General features: G+C 50.2%; 15 protein-coding genes. All 15 read right to left on the minus strand.

Annotated features, from left to right (window positions below; all coding sequences use genetic code 11):
* Window positions 1-12 precede the first annotated feature (12 nt).
* Window positions 13-2328: a DUF4962 domain-containing protein gene (locus E6W40_RS19445; protein ID WP_168928987.1), complete on the minus strand. Its 2316-nt coding sequence runs from the start codon at window positions 2326-2328 to the stop codon at window positions 13-15.
* Between the two features lie 29 nt (window positions 2329-2357).
* On the minus strand, window positions 2358-3125 hold the full coding sequence (locus tag E6W40_RS19450; protein ID WP_136607286.1) for an SDR family NAD(P)-dependent oxidoreductase: 768 nt from the start codon (window positions 3123-3125) through the stop codon (window positions 2358-2360).
* Window positions 3122-4981, minus strand: coding sequence for a cache domain-containing sensor histidine kinase (locus E6W40_RS19455; RefSeq protein ID WP_136607287.1), 1860 nt, complete (start codon window positions 4979-4981; stop codon window positions 3122-3124). The genes E6W40_RS19450 and E6W40_RS19455 overlap by 4 nt, the downstream gene beginning before the upstream one ends.
* Window positions 4981-6021 carry a response regulator transcription factor gene (locus E6W40_RS19460; protein WP_136607288.1) on the minus strand — a complete coding sequence of 347 codons (1041 nt, stop codon included), beginning with the start codon at window positions 6019-6021 and terminating at the stop codon, window positions 4981-4983. The genes E6W40_RS19455 and E6W40_RS19460 overlap by 1 nt, the downstream gene beginning before the upstream one ends.
* 67 nt (window positions 6022-6088) lie before the next feature.
* On the minus strand, window positions 6089-7666 hold the full coding sequence (locus tag E6W40_RS19465) for an extracellular solute-binding protein (protein WP_246073109.1): 1578 nt from the start codon (window positions 7664-7666) through the stop codon (window positions 6089-6091).
* 147 nt (window positions 7667-7813) lie between these two features.
* The gene (locus E6W40_RS19470; RefSeq protein WP_136607289.1) at window positions 7814-8695 is read right to left on the minus strand and encodes a carbohydrate ABC transporter permease; all 882 of its coding nucleotides are present in this window, start codon (window positions 8693-8695) and stop codon (window positions 7814-7816) included.
* A 19-nt stretch (window positions 8696-8714) separates the two neighbouring features.
* Window positions 8715-9641, minus strand: a complete 927-nt coding sequence (locus E6W40_RS19475; protein WP_136608156.1) for an ABC transporter permease — start codon at window positions 9639-9641, stop codon at window positions 8715-8717.
* A gap of 243 nt (window positions 9642-9884) precedes the next feature.
* Window positions 9885-10901, minus strand: a complete 1017-nt coding sequence (locus E6W40_RS19480) for a S66 family peptidase (RefSeq protein ID WP_136607290.1) — start codon at window positions 10899-10901, stop codon at window positions 9885-9887.
* A 106-nt stretch (window positions 10902-11007) separates the two neighbouring features.
* Window positions 11008-11535, minus strand: coding sequence for a cysteine hydrolase family protein (locus E6W40_RS19485; protein ID WP_136607291.1), 528 nt, complete (start codon window positions 11533-11535; stop codon window positions 11008-11010).
* A gap of 116 nt (window positions 11536-11651) precedes the next feature.
* Window positions 11652-12962, minus strand: coding sequence for an MFS transporter (locus tag E6W40_RS19490; protein WP_136607292.1), 1311 nt, complete (start codon window positions 12960-12962; stop codon window positions 11652-11654).
* Between the two features lie 58 nt (window positions 12963-13020).
* Window positions 13021-14181 carry a winged helix-turn-helix domain-containing protein gene (locus E6W40_RS19495; protein ID WP_136607293.1) on the minus strand — a complete coding sequence of 387 codons (1161 nt, stop codon included), beginning with the start codon at window positions 14179-14181 and terminating at the stop codon, window positions 13021-13023.
* A 206-nt stretch (window positions 14182-14387) separates the two neighbouring features.
* Window positions 14388-15359, minus strand: a complete 972-nt coding sequence (locus E6W40_RS19500; protein WP_136608157.1) for a siderophore ABC transporter substrate-binding protein — start codon at window positions 15357-15359, stop codon at window positions 14388-14390.
* A gap of 358 nt (window positions 15360-15717) precedes the next feature.
* The gene (locus tag E6W40_RS19505; protein WP_136607294.1) at window positions 15718-16476 is read right to left on the minus strand and encodes an iron ABC transporter ATP-binding protein; all 759 of its coding nucleotides are present in this window, start codon (window positions 16474-16476) and stop codon (window positions 15718-15720) included.
* Window positions 16473-17417: an iron chelate uptake ABC transporter family permease subunit gene (locus E6W40_RS19510; RefSeq protein ID WP_136607295.1), complete on the minus strand. Its 945-nt coding sequence runs from the start codon at window positions 17415-17417 to the stop codon at window positions 16473-16475. The genes E6W40_RS19505 and E6W40_RS19510 overlap by 4 nt, the downstream gene beginning before the upstream one ends.
* Window positions 17414-18367 carry an ABC transporter permease gene (locus E6W40_RS19515; protein ID WP_136607296.1) on the minus strand — a complete coding sequence of 318 codons (954 nt, stop codon included), beginning with the start codon at window positions 18365-18367 and terminating at the stop codon, window positions 17414-17416. The genes E6W40_RS19510 and E6W40_RS19515 overlap by 4 nt, the downstream gene beginning before the upstream one ends.
* Between the last annotated feature and the right edge of the window lie 282 nt (window positions 18368-18649).

Raw genomic sequence — 18649 nt, forward strand, 5'->3', positions numbered from 1 at the left:
TGATTTGCCCTCTTAAAAAGCCTTGGCAATCTCAATTTTCTGCGTTCGCCCGTTATCCGTTAAGTATAGATTAAAGCTGAAGCCCTGATCGTCCATAAAATAGGATACATATTTGCCGCGCTCACTATGGTGCTTGGGTACAAGCAGCGTGGCGATCCGGTGTGATGCCGCGGCCTGAGTTTCAGCGCTGAGATGCCAGTGCTTTGCCAGCCCCTCGATCTCTGCCGGGTCTACGCCGGTAAACTCATCCGACTGGGTCAGAACCAAGTCCCCTGCCGAGCTGAAAATAAACCTGCCCTCCATATCTGCTTGCCGGCCATGAACATGGAACGACTGCCCTTTCAGTTCCATCTCATAGAGCGTATGAAACAGCCACTGAATCCGCCCCGGCTGCTCCAGATCGATTGAATCCACAATGACGAAATAAGCATTCTGCACAAAATAGATCTCCCGCTTATACTGCTTCAAGTAAGGGACATGCTCGAGATAAGCCTGCGTCGGGTTCATGCGCACATAGGCATAATCCTTACCCTGAAAGGCATCCTCCACTTCACCCTTGGCCGCAATGTTGAGCGCCTTATTCATATCCGCAAACTGACCCTGACCATCGATCAGAATCGTATTTTTCGAGCAGGTCTGTCTGCGCCAATTCAGGTGCATGGAGCTGTTGAAGGCAATATAATAGCCGCTTTCGATCGCGAGCGGTTCACCAAAGGCATGCAGCATGAATGCGCCTTGGTCACCGTGACTGTGGCTGACGGAGCCGTATCGGCTGCATTTGGTTACAAGCGAGATTTGCTCATTTGGTTCATGCATCTTGTGATGCATGGCTACCCAGCCAACGTCGCGAAACCATTTGACCGGTTCAATGCCGGACGGCTCTACCGCCGAAATAACAGGATAATTGTGGCGGTACAGCAGCTCGTCAAAGTGGAAGTCCCACCAGCCGTAGTTGTAAAACATCAAATCCGCTTCCGGATTTCTGTCTTTCAGCTGCTCAAAATACCACTGATACCAGCCATTGCCCGTAATACCGGCATACTGCCGGATATTGTAGCCCACCTTTTTGATGATATCGTCTCCAAGAGTAGAGTTATCGCCAAACGTGGTGCGGGTAGAGGTGGTAGGACTATAACAATACAGCGGAAAATTGCCCGTATGCTGGAAAAATGGACGCTGGAATACATTCAGATGCGCAAAATTTTTCAGTAAATCCAGCGCCTCGGTAAGATATGCCATGCCCGTGGTCCAATAATGCGGACCTTCTGCCCAGCCTCCATCCTCACCGCCCCAAGGAGAAAAAAGAGTGTAATAATACTCCACGGTATAATCGAGCCAATCCCTGGCTTCCGGTTCCTCGTCAAACAGAGCGATGCAGCAGGGTACCAGCACAGAGGACAGGGAACGGACCGCGTGACTGTCGTAAGGCACCTGATGAATTTTGGAGCGTTCGATGACGTGAAAGGCAACCTGACGGGTACGATGCAGCAGCTTCTCACGTATTAGCTCGCGCTCATCTGCCGTTAGTTCATCGTACAGCCAATCATAACCCCAGGCGAGCGCCCCCGCGATCCGAAAGGCGGATTCATCGTTATAATCCCGGCTTGTCGTGCCGTTCGCATCCCATGAAGCGGCATGAAGCAGCCAGCGTTTGGCCTGGTTGATCAGCTCCTTATCCTTTAGAACGATAGCCGCGATGCTCAAATGCCGGATAGCATACAACATCTCCTGGCAGTCCAGATAGCTCTGCCTCCAGAGTGCAGCAGTCCGCTTGTTATCCGGATAGGGGGCCGGTTCCGGAATCAGCTCCCGGCTTAACCACGGCTTAACCGACAGCTCGTAAAAGTTCTGCCAGCCCATATCAGACGCGTCCTGCTCCACCCTACCACTGAAAGCTTCAAGCTCATCCGGCTGAAGCCACAGCCGCGGATGTCCGCTCATGACTTCTCCGTAACGGTTGGAACGGGAGGCTAGCGGCGTTTTTGGCAAGTCATCAGGAACTTCAAACCTCCTTACCCGGCTCCACTCCGACTGCGACGCATCTGCTCCGGATCCTTCAACCAGTGCGTAGCGCCAGTAATAGATGCCCGGCGGCAAAGCCTCATCCGGTGTGAAAAAGTTATAGGGGAGCGGTCCGTAGACCTTTGTTTCCCCTTGATCAAAATCGGGAGAAGGTGAGATCTCAAGCGTGTAACGGTCATCCTCCAGCTTGGCGGGTATCCAGGTGAACCGCGGCGGATTTTCACTGAGCCTGATTTCCTCACTGGGCTGGTACTGGACTGTTAAATCCCCGCTTAAAGGCTGGTACAACGCATTCGTGATGCTCATGAAAGACATGCCTCCATCCTCTGTTTTGATTAGCGCATGAATAATCCGCCATTAATCTCGATCGTCTCTCCCGTCAGGTAGTCCGACAAGGAGGAGGCCAGAAACAGTGCCGTGTCCGCCACATCCTGCGGAGTGCCTTCGCGGCCGAGCGGAATTTTCGCTATTGTCGCCTTCCGTCCCGCATCCGTGGTATGCGTGGCATGAAAGGATGTATGTCCGATAAATCCCGGTGACATGCAGTTTACGTTAATTCCCTGAGGAGCGAGCTCCTTGGCCAGCCCCTTGGAATAGGTGATGACGGCGGCCTTGCTCGCCGCGTAGATGGATGCGCCAGGCCCGCCACCGTCATGTGCCGCTACGGAGGTCAGATTAATGATCTTTCCTGCCCCCTTGGCGGTCATGCCCGGAATAACCAGCTTGCTCAAAAATACGCAGGACTTCAGATTCACGTCCATGACGCGCATGTAATGCTCCTCGGTCATTTCGGCATTCGTCACCCGCTGAATCAAATCGCCGGCATTGTTGACCAAAATATCAATCGTCCCGCCAAGCTGGGCCTGAACCTCCTCCACCATCGCCGCCATTTCTTCAATCTTCGTCACATCCGCGTAGAATGCGGCTGCTTTGCCGCCGGCACGGATCATTTCTGCGGCGGCAGCCTCCGCTTCTTCTTTTCCCTTGCGGTAATGAACGGCAACGGCAGCGCCTGCCGCAGCAAGTGTCTCCGCAATGTGGCGCCCAATGCCTGAGCTTGAACCAGTAACCAACGCGATCTTTCCTTGCAGCTGAATTGTCATCCTACTCTCTCCTCATATATGCAAGTGATACTGCCGTCAAGCGGCAGTGATATCGTAATCCTCGTTCCCTCCTGAAAGATGCTGTCGATAGACAAACCGTACGTGTCGCCATACACCATTTGAATGCGGCGATGCACATTCATCAGCCCCAGTCCGCCTTTGTGATACAAAGAATGGGAATCCGATTCGGCTAACTGATTCAGGCGCAGCTTCTCACGTACCGCATGCAGCTTTTCTTCCGTCATCCCCACTCCGTTATCCTCAACGGCCAGATGAAAGCAGTCCCCTACTACAAATGCATGAATGCCGATCCGGTGATGATCCTGAATCCCGTTTGGAAAGGCATGCTGAAACATATTCTCGATCAACGGCTGCAGGGTAAGCCGGACCATTTTATGCAGGAGCAAATCCGGCGGAATATTCACATCCAGCTCGAACTGCCTTTGGGTCCGGTATTGGAGGATCGTCATATAATTCAAGACATGCTTCAGCTCATTGACGACCGTAATCTCCGTTAAACTGGTCTGGATGGCATAGCGCAGCATCGATGCCATCGCCTCGACCATATCCATAATTTCCTCGGAATCCTGTACGACGGCATAACACTTGATCGTTTCCAGCGTGTTGTACAGAAAGTGGGGGTTGATCTGCAATTGAAGCGCCTGAAACTCGGCTTTATGCTGCTCCAACGCAATCCTCTGCAGGTTCAGCTCCGTCTTTTGCGACTTCAGCTCCGCCTCATAGACCCTCTCGATCATCTCCGACAGCCGGGTCAGCATCTTGTTGTAATTCAAAATGAGATATCCGAATTCATCCTGCCGGTCTTCCGCATCGATAATCTGCCATTCTCCCTTTTCCATGAGCCGCATGTTCCGCACCAGCTTTTTCAGCGGCTGGACAAGCGATTTTCCGAAACGGCCGGCAATCCATAAGGCAATCAGCAGTGTTACTGCACCCGCTATGACCGTGGTGTAACGAATATTCATAATCGGCTCGCGCAGCTCGCTGACCGGAACCGAGATGACCATACGCCAATCGGCAGCGTGCAGCGATTTGGAGACATACATCCGTTTCTCCCCGCCAACACGTGCTGTGAAGGTATCCTCGCCTCCGGCAAGCAGCTTCTGCTTGATTTCCTCGTCCATGTACATATCCGCCGCCACATTCTCAGGCTTATTAACGAAATTTCCCTTGCTGTCAATAATGAAGGAATATCCTTTTTCCCCCAGATCCATTTGACCCCACAGCTTGGAAATTTCCCGCGTATTGAGCTTCATCCCGAGAATCCCTCTCGGCTGATGCGACACAATACCGCGTACCCGGCGGACAAACGTAATATACTGGTCGTCCTCGGGGGCTACCGAAGCTGAATTGATGAGTGCACCCAGACCATTTTCCGGCAGATTCTTCTCGATTAGCTGGTAATAGGATTTGTAATCCTTCACTTCATCCTGAATGATATCCTTGGTCGTAATGGCCTTGCCGTCCTGGTTAATGATATAAATCAGCTCGATCTGCGGATAGATAATGAATGCCGAATCGAATACCTGACTCTGTATTTTCTTGGAGAGCTCATAATACTGGTAACCGTTGTCCGGGTCCATCTCCACGAATTTCAGTACATCTCCGTTGGACAGGATGGTTTTGCTCGCATTATCAAAGGTTTGCAGATACAGGTCCGTATGATAGGCCGCATGCGTAATCATTTGCGACAGATAACGCTCCAGCTGCCGGTCCAGCAGCTTGGAGGATTGGAAATACGTGATGGTGCCGACCACCGATAGTGAAATAATGATCAGTATCATGAAATAACCGAAAATCCGGTGCGAAATGCTTTTGCGGAAAATACGGAACATCAGATTCCCATCTTCTGCCGATATTCGGAAGGCGAAATACCCTCGTATTTCTTGAACGTCTTGGTGAAGTTGGAGTGATCGGCATATCCAACCGCATACGAGATATCCGTAATTCTGTACCGCTCTTCGCCCAGCATCCGCTTGGCATACTCCATACGGCGCTTGGTACGGTACTGAACAAAGGTCTCTCCGGTCATCTGTTTGAACATGACGCTGAAGTAGTTCGGATGCAGTCCCAACAGATCAGCCGCTTCCTCCAGAGATACTTCACTCCCGAGATTCTGCTCGATGTACATTTTCACTTCCTCAATGGGGTCCTTCAGCTTGCCCTTTCTCCGTCTGTACAAGCTATCCAACGTGTCCTGAATGCTCCCTGTAAACTGCTTATATACCGTATGAAAAGGCATGCCCTGCTTCAATTCCAGCAGTGGACGCAGCTCGATGTTCACGTCCCTGGCCTTCAGCTTCTTCATCAGCAGCACATGGAACTCTTGCAGCATTTCGATTCTTTGTTCATCCTGCATATGATAGGTGGCGATTTCCTGCTCCCAGGCCTGCAATAGCTGCGTGACCTGCTCCTGGTTCATGTAATAGACCGCCTGTTCAATCTCCGCCATCCATTCATCCATCTTGGCTACAGACAAGTAGGCGGACGCAGGTTTCGCAGCCTCTGCGCGCTGAATGAGCTTACGGAGCGTATCCTGTAAATCGCGCTTGCTGATCGGCTTAAGGAGATACTCCTTCACTCCATAGCTGATGCAGGTCTGCGCATACGTGAAATCGTCGTACCCGGAGATGACCACCGTCTGAATCTTTTGATCCATCTCCGCAATTTGTGCACATAAAGCCAGCCCATCCATGACCGGCATCCGGATATCCGTAAACACAAAATCGGGGAGCTCTTCCCTGATCGCCGCAAGCGCCCCTTCACCGTTCGAAGCTGAGCGGATGGAGGCGATGCTGACCCCGGACTGCTGCAAAAATACCGTCAATCCTTTCAGAATCATGGGCTCGTCGTCAACAATAAGAACTCGGTACATGAAGCAAGCAGCTCCTTTCGATTCCATATGCGGAAGGGGTATCCGAATCACCGATGCAGCCTAAGCCCTATTTTCTCGGCAGGAATACGCCTTCCTTGGACTGATATCTTTCATTGGCTTCCTTGAGGACATCGCTGCCTCCCTTGGATTTCCACTCTTCGATGACCTTTGGCCAATTGTCGATCGGCTCCTGTCCGTACACCATTTTCACCATATGGGTGATCAGGAGCGGCGGAGGCGTATCGGACAGCGGCGCGATATCCGGATTTTTCTTCAACGCTTCCAGACGCGGATCGAATTCAATCCCATCCCGGCCTTCATTCGCCAGCGTGTTGTCAAAGACGCTCATCAGGCTCTTGCCTTCTTCGGTCAAATTGAGCGATCCTTTGTTATAGGTTGTATCTTGAACCATCCACAGAAATGCCTGACGGTAGCGTTCTTCATCCACAGCCTGGGCATCGGTTGGCTGCTTATAGTTGATTTTGTCGCCTTCCTTGGTAAAATTCTCACCTTCAACACCGTAGGTAAAAAATTGTTCAGCTTCATCTGATACCATCCAGTCGAAAAATTGAATGATTTTTTCCGGATGCTTGTATTTGGCGTTGATGAAGTAAGAGCGGGCCACATCGCCGTACAGATAATAGCCGCCTTTGCCGTCCGGTCCGACCGGAGAAGGAATGATTTCAAGCTTGGCATCCTTCACGGTATCCTGCAGCTGGGTCTGCCACTGGATCAGCTCGTTGGCATTCATCGTCCAGATGCCTGCTTTGCCGGCCAGGATCGTATTTTTGAACGTGGTTGGGTTGATTGTTGCAAATTCCTTATTAATAAGTCCTTCGTCAAACATCGTCTTGTACGTAGATAGCGCTTTCACCATATTCTCTGAATCCATGAATTTCGGCTGTACCTGACCGTCTGCTTCTTCAAACTGGCTCAGATAAGGAAACACATCATAGGAGCCGAAGAACGTGTCGGCGTATTTGAAATCCTGGCGCCCCATATAAGGATTCTCTACGCCCAGCTTCTTGAAGGCCCGCAGAACATCCAGATACTCATCTACAGTTTTAGGTACAGGCAGTCCCGTTTGATCCAGAAGATCCTTGCGAATCCACGTGGCCCGGCGGGAAGGATTCCCCAGCCACTCCGGGATACCATAAATTTTACCCTGATAGGACATCCGATTCCATGCTTCCTTTGGTATTTTTTTCAATAGGTTCGGGCCATACTCTTTGAGCAGATCATCCAGCGGCATGAACACGCCTGCCTCTACCGATCCCGCCATTTCCTTGCCGGTTGTGCCGCCTTGACCCTGCACGACATCGGGGATATCGTTGGTTGCGAACATCTGCACCATTTTCTGCTCATATTCCTTATGCGGTACGAGGCGGATGTCCATATCCGTTTTCGTAAGGTCCTCTACTCTTTTCACCCATTTGTCTGCATTGATATCCGGTGATTTCTCCACATATCCGAAGTTTAACGTCCGCAGTGAAATAGAGAACTTCGTCACCTCATCCGCAGCTTCAGTCTTCTTCTCCCCGCCGCTTGCAGCTTCCTCTTTCGCCGGTTCATTCTTACCCGAACATCCTGCCAAAAAGCTCATCACGAGCATACAGGTTAACGCCAAGCTTGCCCACTTCTTCAAACATATCCCCTCTTTTCTGAATAATGTACTGCTGCGGGTAGCTCTATTTTGCAAGAAGATTGTATCCCTAAAATTTATAAGACCGTGAGGTCGCAACTTCATATTCACCTGTCATTTTTTAAGATTGACTGCATTTATATGTTTTTCTTATGATTTGACGGCTCCAAGTGTAAGCCCTTTCACGAAATGCCTCTGCAAGAATGGATAAATCATAATAATCGGCAGCGTGGCAATGATGATGGTCGCCATTTTGATCCCTTCGGGGGAGGTATGCGCCAGATCACTGAACTGTGAAGCACCGGGATCGATGCTGATATCATCCGTTTCGAACATTCGCTTCAGCTTGACCTGAAGCGGCCACCATTTCGGCTGGTCAATATAGTAAAGTGCGCTCATATAGGCATTCCAGTGCCCCACCGCATAAAAGATCCCGAGTGAAGCCATCACCGGCTTGGAAAGAGGCGCGACCATTTTGACCATAATCCCCAGCTCGCCGCAGCCATCAATCCGTGCGGAATCAATGATCTCCGGAGGCAGCTGCTTGAAAAAGGAATGCATCACGAAAAAATTGAATGCGCTGACCGCGCCCGGGATGATTAACGCCCAAGGCGTATTCATCATGTGGAGATTTTTGATGAGCAGGAAATTCGGGATAAGCGGTGCGCTGAAAATCATCGTCACCAGCACCAGCAATACGATAATCCGTCTGCCCACGTATTCCGGTCTCGATACCGGATATGCCAGCGTCGCGGTTGCAATCAGGTTGATCATCGTTCCGGCAATCGTTACGAACACCGACACCCCAAAGGCCCGCCAGATCGATGCATCGCTAAACACATACTCATAGTTTATCAGAGTGAAATCCACCGGCCAAAAGGTGACTTTGCCTGCGGTAATGGCACTGGAAGAACTGAACGACTGTGCGATGACATTCAGGAACGGAAGGAACATCATCAGCCCGAGCAGGGTCAGGAACAGGATATTGAACACATTAAACGTCTTGTAGCTTTTGGATGCAGCACCGTACATTCTGTTTTCCCCTCCCCTTTTAGTACAAGCTTTCGCCCGTTGTTTTTCGGCTGAATAAATTCCCCATCATCACAAGCACAAGCCCGACGACCGACTTGAACAACCCGACTGCTGTCGTATAGCCATACTGCTGGGACAAGAGGCCCGCGCGGTAAATGTACGTATCCAGAATCTCGCCATTCTCGGTATTCAGCGCGTTCAGGAATACCCATACCCGCTCAAAGCCAAAATCCAGAAACTTGCCGATATGCAGCAGGAACAAAATCATGATCGTCGGCAGCAGTGCCGGCAGGGTGATTCGCAGCGTCTGCTTCCAGCGGTTGGCCCCGTCGATTTGCGCCGCTTCATACAGCTCGGGATTAATGCCGGCGAGAGCCGCCAAATAAAGAATCGTTCCGTAGCCTGTATCCCTCCAGATGCCTGAACCGACAAGCACTCCGCGGATATAGGAATTATCACCAAGGAAATATAGCGGATCGATCCCGAATAATACGAGCAGTTGATTCAAAACCCCTGTAGTCGGCGACAAAATGGCCACGGACATCCCGGCGATAACGACCCAGGAGAGAAAATGCGGCATGTACACCACGGTCTGAATGACACGCTTGAACATGACCAGCCGCAGCTCATTGAGCAGAATCGCCAGGATGATCGGCGCCGGAAAAGAAAAAATCAGATCATAGAGACCAATCAGCACCGTATTGTTCAAAATCCGCAAAAAGTCATAATGCTTGAACATTTCGGCAAAATGGGCAAAACCGACCCAATCGCTGCCGCTAAAGCCCTTGAAGATATTGTAGTCCTGGAATGCAATAATCGAGCCGCCCAGCGGAATGTATTTGAAGATCAGAAAATAGAGGATGCTGGGGATGGAGATTAAATAAAGCGCCTTGTATTTCCATATCAATCGCCAAATGCCATTGTCCTTGTTCGTCTTCCGCTTCATGCTGGCAGGCAAGCGCGCATCCGTTTCCGTTCTGCTTGACATGACGAGCCTCCTTCACCTCTTATGCACGTTTCGTGCTTGCCTCTATACTACTGCCCGGAGGGCGAAGGCTGCATGGTCTCCTGTGTTGTGGTCTGGTGATTTTTTAAGGTATAGCCTCCATGATCCTTATGTAATGGAATAGAAAAAACGCCTCGGGACATGGCTGTCCTTTGGCGTTTAGTTTTAGGGTGGCTGCGCATCTTACGGCCTAAAATACTGCGTGATTGATCCCTGACCGCTCTCCACCTCAACCTCGGCGTACGCACCGTTGATCAAGGTAATCTGGGGAGGCACATGCCCGCAGTCGATATCGTAAACGACCGGTACCTGCAGCTCTTCTGCCAGCTCCCGGTACATATCCTCGGCAGTGTAACCTTCAACAGGACGATTCGCCGGGCTTCTTCCGAACATCAGGCCGGAGCAGTGGTCAAACCAGCCCGCCAGCTTCATCTGCATCAGCGATCGGCGCTGGTCGGCCATATTCAACTCACAGTTTTCCAGATACCAGAGGATGGGCTCCCCGCCGATCTGCTCCTGCTGGAAGCTGCGGACATCGCCATACGGCGTACCGATCACATGCCGGATCACGTCGATGCAGCCGCCCAGCAGGCGGCCTTTCATGCTGACCTTGCCGCCGGACACCGTTTTCCACTCGGTTGGTTCCGTCAGATGGTACACGCATGGCGATGGCGCATCGTGCTTCCACTCCTTCTGAAATTTCGCCGAAGAGTGCTGAAGAACGGACGAGTCTGTTTTCGTGGACAGGACCGTGCGCCACATGGCGGACGTTTCATCGGAATACTCGCCTCTCAAATCTATGAGATTGGTTCCGTGAGCCGTCGCCAGACCCGTTTTAAGCGTAATCGCAAGCAGCAGGAGGCTGATATCGGAGTAGCCGAGAATCCATTTCTCCGGCAGTTGTTCGAAATCAAGAAACTCCAGAATTTCAATCAACAGTTCTCCTCCCCAAGGAGGCACGATCAAATCAATAGCATCGTCACGCAGCATCCGGTTAAACTCGGCGGCACGAACCTTGGCTGGAGCCGATTTTGCTTTTTCCTGCGTCCATACGCTATCGCCGGCGACCACCTGAAATCCCGCGCTTTCCAAACGCTTGCTGGCCTCCCGGATCAAGTTATGCATGCTTTCTTCCACACCTGACGATGGCGCAGTGGTGCCGATGACGGCTCCCTCGCTCATCAATGGATATCGGATCATTGTGAATCCCTCTATTTCATCCTGTATTTAAAAAATAATATTGATAGATGGGTACATCACTCACTATCGGCTTATTAAACAAAACTTATCGTTGGAAAGTTAGACTTTATGCGAAAACCACTTCCGCCGCTGGCTGCAGCTCCACAAATCTTCCTCCAAGTACATGCTCATGGTGAGCAATGATTTGCGGGGCTGTCATCTGCTTGCTGTCTAAAGTCGAGTGTGCGTCCCGTACCAGGATATTTTTGTACCCCAGGCTGTACGCTCTGCGGCAGGTCGTATCCAGGCAGAACTCCGTTTGTCCGCCGGCAATCACTAGTTTCTGGACCCCCAGTTTCTGAAGATGCTCCTGAAGCGGAGTTCCATGAAAGGAGTCCCATGAGTACTTCTTTACAATCATATCGGTCTCCAGCGGAGCAATCTGCGGATGAATCGGCCATGTAGCGCAGCCTTCCCGGAACTCGTCGTCCTCCAGGCTGCAGTGCTGCACATAGATGACCGGCGCTCCGGCACGACGGGCTTTATCCGTCAAACCTCGGATGTTGTCCAGTACCTGTTCGCCCCTGTATAAGGGTTCATCCTCATAGGAAAATAAAGCAATCTGCATATCAATGATGAGTAAAGCGGTTGTCATTTATCATCACCTCAACCTCTATTAAAAGGAGAAGTGAAAAGGCTGTCAATCTATTTTCGTCAGTACCAGGCAGCACTTTCGGCTTCTAAATTTCTTAAATTCGCAACATCTCCAGGCTAGCCGGATACCTCCCTAAGATCTTGAGGAACCATTGTTACCTGCTTGGATGGCCACAGTATGCGCTGAAAAACCAGACATACCGCGCCAAGGAATAGAATCGCAACTCCCAGAATGAGAAAAACCTTGCCCACACCCAGTCCATGAATCAGTACGCCACCCATTAAAGGCGCAGCGACCATGATTGTGCTGGCAGACGTATTCTGAATGCCGAAGATCCGCCCCGTCATCCCTTCCGGTGTTTCTTTTTGCAATACATAATTATAGGTCACGATGGCCAAACCATTCCCGATGCCAATGACAAGCCCAAGAACAATGCTCCATACTTCAGGCGAGTTTGGGCCAAGCAGTCCCATGCACCCAAATGCTGCTCCTATCAGCGCCACACCGCCCCCGATCCCTAGTCCGTAACGCACTTTGCCCAGCCGGTTCAGCAGCAAAATGGTGATGACCGCTCCAACACCGGTGGCCGATATCGTCCATCCCAGCAGAGATTCATTATGCGGTGCGATTTCACGAAACAAGGTTGGAAACTGGAAATCAATCATCATAATGACCAGCATAACGATCATATTCACGATAAAGCTGGTGAACAAAATCCGGCGCTGCAGCAGCACTGCCCATCCCTGCTTCCACAACTGGATAAAGCTTTGCTTATGATCTTCCCCGCTCCCTGGCCCATTCGATTCCTCAGTCTTCTCTACGGCTGCATTTTGGTCGATATTTCTCAGGGTAAACAATAAAATGCAGGAAAGCAGACGGGTAAAAGCATTCACCAGAATACACATTTGAGGGGATACCACCGTTAAAGCCACCGCGCCAAGGAGTGGGCCGGCAATCTTGGAAAACTGGTTGACCAGTCCGTTATAGGAGGTTGCCTTCAACAGCTGATCCTCTCGAACGACCTGGCGTGTCAGCGCCTGATGCGCCGGAACACGGAATATCCCCATGGCAGAACGCAATAAGAGGAGCGGTAGCAAACAGTACATATTCGGAACAAAGAGCAGCAGGACGGTAAGAACCGTCTCGGCCGCATCAGCCAGCATCATGAGGTTGACCTTCTTCCACCGATCGGCAATAACGCCGGCAAAGGAACCGAGCAATATGCCGGGGAGAGCCATCATGACAGGAATTAATGCAATCATGAACGGATCCGCGTGCCAGCGGTACGCTACCAAAATTTGAATGGCAAAAGCATCAAACCATTCGCCGAAAGATGAAAATGCGTAAGCCGAGAACATTTTGGAGAATGTCCGGTTGCTCCAGACGGATGCCGGGCGCTTACTTGATATCAATGATGCAGTCGACATGAGAATTCCTCCGCTAATCAGAATACTCTCACCTTAACGGAGAAATATCAGAGGAATATCAGACGGAGCTCAAAATCCGCTCAATCATCTGTTCCATGGACTGCTTATATGCTGAAAGTCTGTAAATCCGGTCAAATTCATCATACCGTGCTTGGAATCTCCGCTGCAGCGGGGCGTCTGGATATGCCTTTTCAAGAAAATCCAGCGTGCCAACGACGGACTTTACGAGCAGCGGCATATTATGCGCCTCTTCGCCGACCGTAAGACCATGTTCAAACGCTGCCACAGCCTCTGGACGGCGCCCCTGAAGCATGAGCAGTCTTCCCTTTAAACCATGATAGGTACAGATTTCTCTCAAATAGGGAGCTGCAGCCAACCTATCCTCTATCCACTTTGAGCAGCGCTCTGCCTCTGGAATATCGCCTGCAACGAGATGAATGTACATTTCCGCCAATGCGATATGAACGTTGAAGCTATCCAGCTCGCCTTCTAACCTCTCGATAAACCGATATGCCTTCTGCACCCGCCGGAGATCCTCTTCAATACGGCCATTGTCGGCATAGAGGCCCAGTATATTCAATACTTCCAGTTCACGGTGCTCCTGATCCGGAAGGATTTTGGATTGAATTGCCTGCTCAAAGTACCTCAGACATTTCTGCGGCTCCTTGTAATAGGTACTGTAGGATGCAAGCAGCCAATATAATTTGTCACGATCTTCAGCTTCAGGACTGTGCAGAAACCAATCCAAGTCTGCCTGCACAAACCGCAGGAATATCAGATGCGGTGAATCGATGTTTACACCAAGCAGCTCCTGCTGATTCGCGAGAGCCAGCATCGACTTGCTTTGGCCAAGCAGTTGGTAGGTGTCCATCAGCTGCCAAATCTGCTTCTGCAATCCGCTATCCCTCAGCGATGGAACGGCAAGCTCTGGGGCTTCTTTCATCGTTAAGCTGTATCCAAGGCCTCGCACGGTAGCAAGCCGGATCTGTCCGCTCCAGCGCTTCAGCCTTTTCCGGAGCCTGTACACGTGGTCGTCCACCGTGCGCTCGCCCGGATATTCCATCGGCCAGACCCGGTCCAGCAGCTGCTCCCTCGTGAAGGTCTGTCCGGCATGCCGGTAGAGAAACTGAAGGAGCGCATATTCCTTGGCCAGAAGCGAGATGGTGTCCGACTTATAGGTCACGGAATAATCATTTGGGTGAAAGTCCAGATAGGCCATGCTGCTTCCCCTTTCAACGGATGTCCGTTCTTTTCTGTAAGCTTATTAAAGCATATGCAGGATTTGGGTTACAAGATGGTTTAGCGTAAGGTGTTTCATTATTTAGCTGGCATCTATTCACACATACAAAAAGGCTGCCCCATCCCTTTCGGGATGCAGACAGCCTTACCGCCATTGCCGGCGGGTTACTCATGTCCTTGTAAAGCTTAGTTGATGCTCGCTCCGACTTCCTTCACCATTTCCTGAACGGACAGCAGGCCGCCGCCGGAGAGGTACCAGTAGTTCGGATCGAGGTAGACGATATGTCCGTCTTTCGATGCATTCGTGTTTTTCACCAGCTCGTTTTCAACGGTTTTCTTGGCAGCTGCTCCATCCTTATCCGTTGCTACCGCAGCATCGCGGTCAACGACAAACAGGTAGTCTGGGTTTTTCTCGGCTACGTACTCGGAGGTTACGCTTTGGCCATGCGTCGATACTTCGATCTTGTCGTCCGCTGGGGCAAATCCAAGCACATCATGGATGATGCCGAAACGGGAGTTCGGGCCGTACGCGCTCAGCTTGCCTTCATTGGAAAGCACGATCAGGGCCTTTTTGCCGGAAGCTGCTGCTTTATCATGCACTTCCGCGATAGACTTATCGATGCTTTCAAGCTCGGTTTTAATTTCTGCTTCCTTACCGAAGATTTGGCCGACCGTATTCATATTTTCCTTGAAGGAATCCATGAATTTAGTTGTATCCAGTCCAAGATATACCGTTGGGGCAATCTTGTTCAGTTCCTCATATGCATCGGATTGTCTGCCGGAAATGATAATCAGGTCAGTTTTCAGTGCATTGATTTTTTCAAAATCAGGCTCTTTCAAACTGCCCACGTTCTTATATGCATCTTTATCTTCGTATTTGGACAAATATGGCGGAATGTTAGCTTGCGGCACGCCCGTTACGGCAACTCCCAGCTTATCGAGCGTATCCAGAATCCCGAAGTCGAATACAACGACCTTTTGCGGGTTCTTCTTCACTTTGGCTTCGCCAAGCTTATGTTTAATGGTGATTTCCTCGGAACCCTCTGTAGCAGCAGCCGCATTGGCTTCGGTTTCCTTGACCGGCGATTCGGCATTATTATTGTTACCGCAAGCAGCCAGTACGAATACCAGCATTGCAGATATGATCAGCATGAACATGTTTCTTGTTTTCAAAGTGGTCACCTCATAATTATAATTTTTATAAATTAGTATGGCCGCATCTTCTGCCAAGGTGGCTAGGTATAGTTCGGAAGTAGCGGAGGGGGCGGAATCGTTTTGAAGAAGCGTTAGCGTTCGCCTTTGCATCCGAATTTCTACATTTATAAAAAATATAATCAAGAAATTTGGATGCAACAGCGATCGGAAGAACGATCCGTCACCGTAGCGGCCCACCGTGCAAAGAATATAGTCAGAGCCATTTTATAAAATTATGCGATGCAAGCCGTGCTGCCGGGCCCTGGCATGCTGGCGGCGCACCCCATATCATTACCGAAAGTTAGAATTCCAAGAGACATCTCTAAGCGAAATAAATGCAGATGCGATGATCGTTGATCGTTTCGATCTGGATATCCATGCCGTATACCTGCTTGAGCACAGGGGAATCTATAATTTCCGCGGCGGGTCCTTCCTTGACGACTCTCCCGTTTTTGAGAGCTACGATATCATCCGAATATACAGATGCAAAGTTAATATCATGAATGACGATAATGACGGTTTTGCCAAGCTCATCCACCATCCGCCGCAGTACCTTCATAATTTGCACGGAATGCTTCATATCCAGGTTGTTCAGCGGTTCATCGAGCAGCACATATTCCGTATCCTGCGCGATGACCATCGCGATAAATGCACGCTGCTGTTGACCCCCGCTCAGCTGATCCAGATACTGATGCTGCATCTCCTCAAGCTCCATGTACCGGATCGCCTCATCGACATATTCCCAATCCTCCGGTTTCAGCTTGCCTTGGGAGTATGGGAACCGTCCAAAGCTGACCAGCTCGCGGATCGTAAGACGGACATTGATATGGTTGGACTGCTTGAGAATCGATATTTTCTTGGCGAGATCACTGCTCTTGCATTTGTCGACGGACTCGCCTTCGATCAGAATGTCGCCTCCGTCCTTTTTGATGAGGCGGCTGATCAGGGACAGGAGCGTGCTTTTGCCTGCCCCGTTCGCACCAATGAAGGAAGTGATTTTCCCTTTGCCGATGCGGACAGACACGTCATCCAGGACCGTTTTGCCATTGTATAGTTTGGTTACATTGTTGACCTCAATCACGACGATTTACTCTCCTTTAGCAGCAGGTAGATGAAGTACACCCCTCCGGCCAGATTGATGATAACGCTCAGCGTGGTGGAGAAGGTGAATACCCGTTCAACCAGCAGTTGCCCGCCCACCAAGGCGATAATGCTGAGCAGTATGGCTCCGAGAATGAGAAGATGATGCTTGAAGGTTCTCATGAACTGATAACTGACGTTGGCAACGAGAAGTCCGAGGAAGGTAATCGGACCAACCAGCGCTGTCGCAATGGAGATCAGAATCGCAACCACAACCAGCATTCTTTTCACAACCCGGTCATAATCCACACCCAGATTGACTGCCTGATCCTTACCGAGAGCAATGACATCGAGATACTTGGCATATCGTGCAAAATAAACCGTGACTGCCGCCATCAATAGAATCGATATCCACAGCAGCTCCGTGCTCACATTGTTGAAGCTTGCGAACATTTTATCCTGCACAATCTGGAATTCGTTCGGGTCGATCAGCACCTCCATGAATGTCGACAAACTCTGGAACAATGTGCCGAAAATCAGCCCGAGCAGGAGCAAAAAGTAAATGTTCTGCCCTTCCCGCTTGAACAGCAGTTTGTAAAAGACCACCGAGAAGAGTGCCATCAGGCCGACTGACAAGATAAAATTAACGTTCTTGCCCATCATGGTCAGCCCGGCTGAACCGAATATGTAAACCATAAAGGTCTGAAACAGCATATACAGGGAATCGAGTCCCATGATGCTCGGCGTCAGAATCCGGTTATTGGTGATGGTCTGAAAGACGACGGTGGAAAAAGCGATCGCCCCGCCTGTAATGATCATCGCCAGCACTTTCTTGCCCCTTCGCGGCAGGACATAGTCCCAATTGCCACCGGCTTGGATGAACATGAACACGAGTATCAGCGCAAGTGCGATAATCGATAGGAAAATCAGCTTTTTTTTCATGACGCATAAGCCTTTCTTCTCAGGAGTAGGAAAATGAAGATCGCGCTGCCTATGACGCCAACCGTGAGGCCGATGGAAATCTCATACGGATAAATGATGATCCGGCCCAAGATGTCGCAGAACAGAACGAACACGGCTCCAAGCAAGGCGGTATGCGCAAGATTTTTTTTCAAATAATCACCTTGGTACATCGTCACGATGTTCGGAACGACCAGACCAAGAAATGGAATCGTACCTACCGTCAAAATAACCACCGCTGATACCGCGGCGACCAGCACCAGACCAATATTCACCACAGCCTTGTAATTGAGGCCAAGATTGACTGCAAACTCCTCACCCATACCCGCAATCGTGAAGCGGTTCGCGAACAGATAAGCGATAATGAGGAGCGGAATGCTGACATACAGCATTTCATATCGTCCTTTGAGGACCGTTGAGAAATCACCCTGCAGCCAGGCGGACATGTTCTGGATCAGATCATTTTTATAGGCAAAAAAAGTTGTGATCGAGCTGACGATATTACCGAACATCAGTCCCACCAGCGGAATGAATATCGTATCCTTAAACTTCACCTTATCGAGAATCCGCATGAAAATGAACGTGCCCAGCAAGGCGAAGAGGAAGGCAACCAATATCTTTTCCAGCGTGGTAGCATTCGAGAACAGCATCATTGCCACCAAAATGCCGAATCTAGCTGAATCCATCGTGCCCGCCGTTGTTGGCGAAACAAATTTATTGCGAGTCAGCTGCTGCATAATCAGACCAATGATGCTCATGCTGACGCCTGCGATGATTATGCTTACCAGCCTCGGCAGCCGGCTGACCCATAGTACCTGCTGCTGCTCCGGGGTTAGATGAAAAAGATCCAGCGGAGAAATGTCCTTAACTCCCACGAACAGGGATATGATTGAAAAAACAACGAGCGCTACCCACAAGTACCAGATTTTCATAACAAATTCGACTCTTCCTTATACGGTTTATATGCATAAAACTACATATATTAAGAATGATACTCATTCTCATTTAGATCGATTTAGTTATCATTCTACCAGTTGGTTGGGTTTTGTCAACCGCTTAAATATGATTAAATCAAGCTTTTTGGGGATCCATACAAAATGAAAAAACAGTGAAAAGGCCGTAACCTCAGGGGTTACAGCCCTTATACTTGATGTTTCTATACAAAAAAGTGTATACATTTTATGCAAAGGCCGTCAGCAGCACCGCCAATGTAT

The organism is Paenibacillus dokdonensis (assembly GCF_004916975.1).
Classification (GTDB): Bacteria; Bacillota; Bacilli; order Paenibacillales; family Paenibacillaceae; genus Paenibacillus_AQ; species Paenibacillus_AQ dokdonensis.

Bases quoted from the DNA above. Each gene is read 5' to 3' on its own strand.
- E6W40_RS19460 (WP_136607288.1), bottom strand. From the start codon at position 6,021: ATGTACCGAGTTCTTATTGTTGACGACGAGCCCATGATTCTGAAAGGA.
- E6W40_RS19485 (WP_136607291.1), bottom strand. From the start codon at position 11,535: ATGACAACCGCTTTACTCATCATTGATATGCAGATTGCTTTATTTTCC.
- E6W40_RS19455 (WP_136607287.1), bottom strand. From the start codon at position 4,981: ATGTTCCGTATTTTCCGCAAAAGCATTTCGCACCGGATTTTCGGTTAT.
- E6W40_RS19470 (WP_136607289.1), bottom strand. From the start codon at position 8,695: ATGTACGGTGCTGCATCCAAAAGCTACAAGACGTTTAATGTGTTCAAT.
- E6W40_RS19495 (WP_136607293.1), bottom strand. From the start codon at position 14,181: ATGGCCTATCTGGACTTTCACCCAAATGATTATTCCGTGACCTATAAG.
- E6W40_RS19450 (WP_136607286.1), bottom strand. From the start codon at position 3,125: ATGACAATTCAGCTGCAAGGAAAGATCGCGTTGGTTACTGGTTCAAGC.
- E6W40_RS19510 (WP_136607295.1), bottom strand. From the start codon at position 17,417: ATGAAAAAAAAGCTGATTTTCCTATCGATTATCGCACTTGCGCTGATA.
- E6W40_RS19480 (WP_136607290.1), bottom strand. From the start codon at position 10,901: ATGATCCGATATCCATTGATGAGCGAGGGAGCCGTCATCGGCACCACT.
- E6W40_RS19500 (WP_136608157.1), bottom strand. From the start codon at position 15,359: ATGTTCATGCTGATCATATCTGCAATGCTGGTATTCGTACTGGCTGCT.
- E6W40_RS19515 (WP_136607296.1), bottom strand. From the start codon at position 18,367: ATGAAAATCTGGTACTTGTGGGTAGCGCTCGTTGTTTTTTCAATCATA.
- E6W40_RS19475 (WP_136608156.1), bottom strand. From the start codon at position 9,641: ATGAAGCGGAAGACGAACAAGGACAATGGCATTTGGCGATTGATATGG.
- E6W40_RS19445 (WP_168928987.1), bottom strand. From the start codon at position 2,328: ATGAGCATCACGAATGCGTTGTACCAGCCTTTAAGCGGGGATTTAACA.
- E6W40_RS19490 (WP_136607292.1), bottom strand. From the start codon at position 12,962: ATGTCGACTGCATCATTGATATCAAGTAAGCGCCCGGCATCCGTCTGG.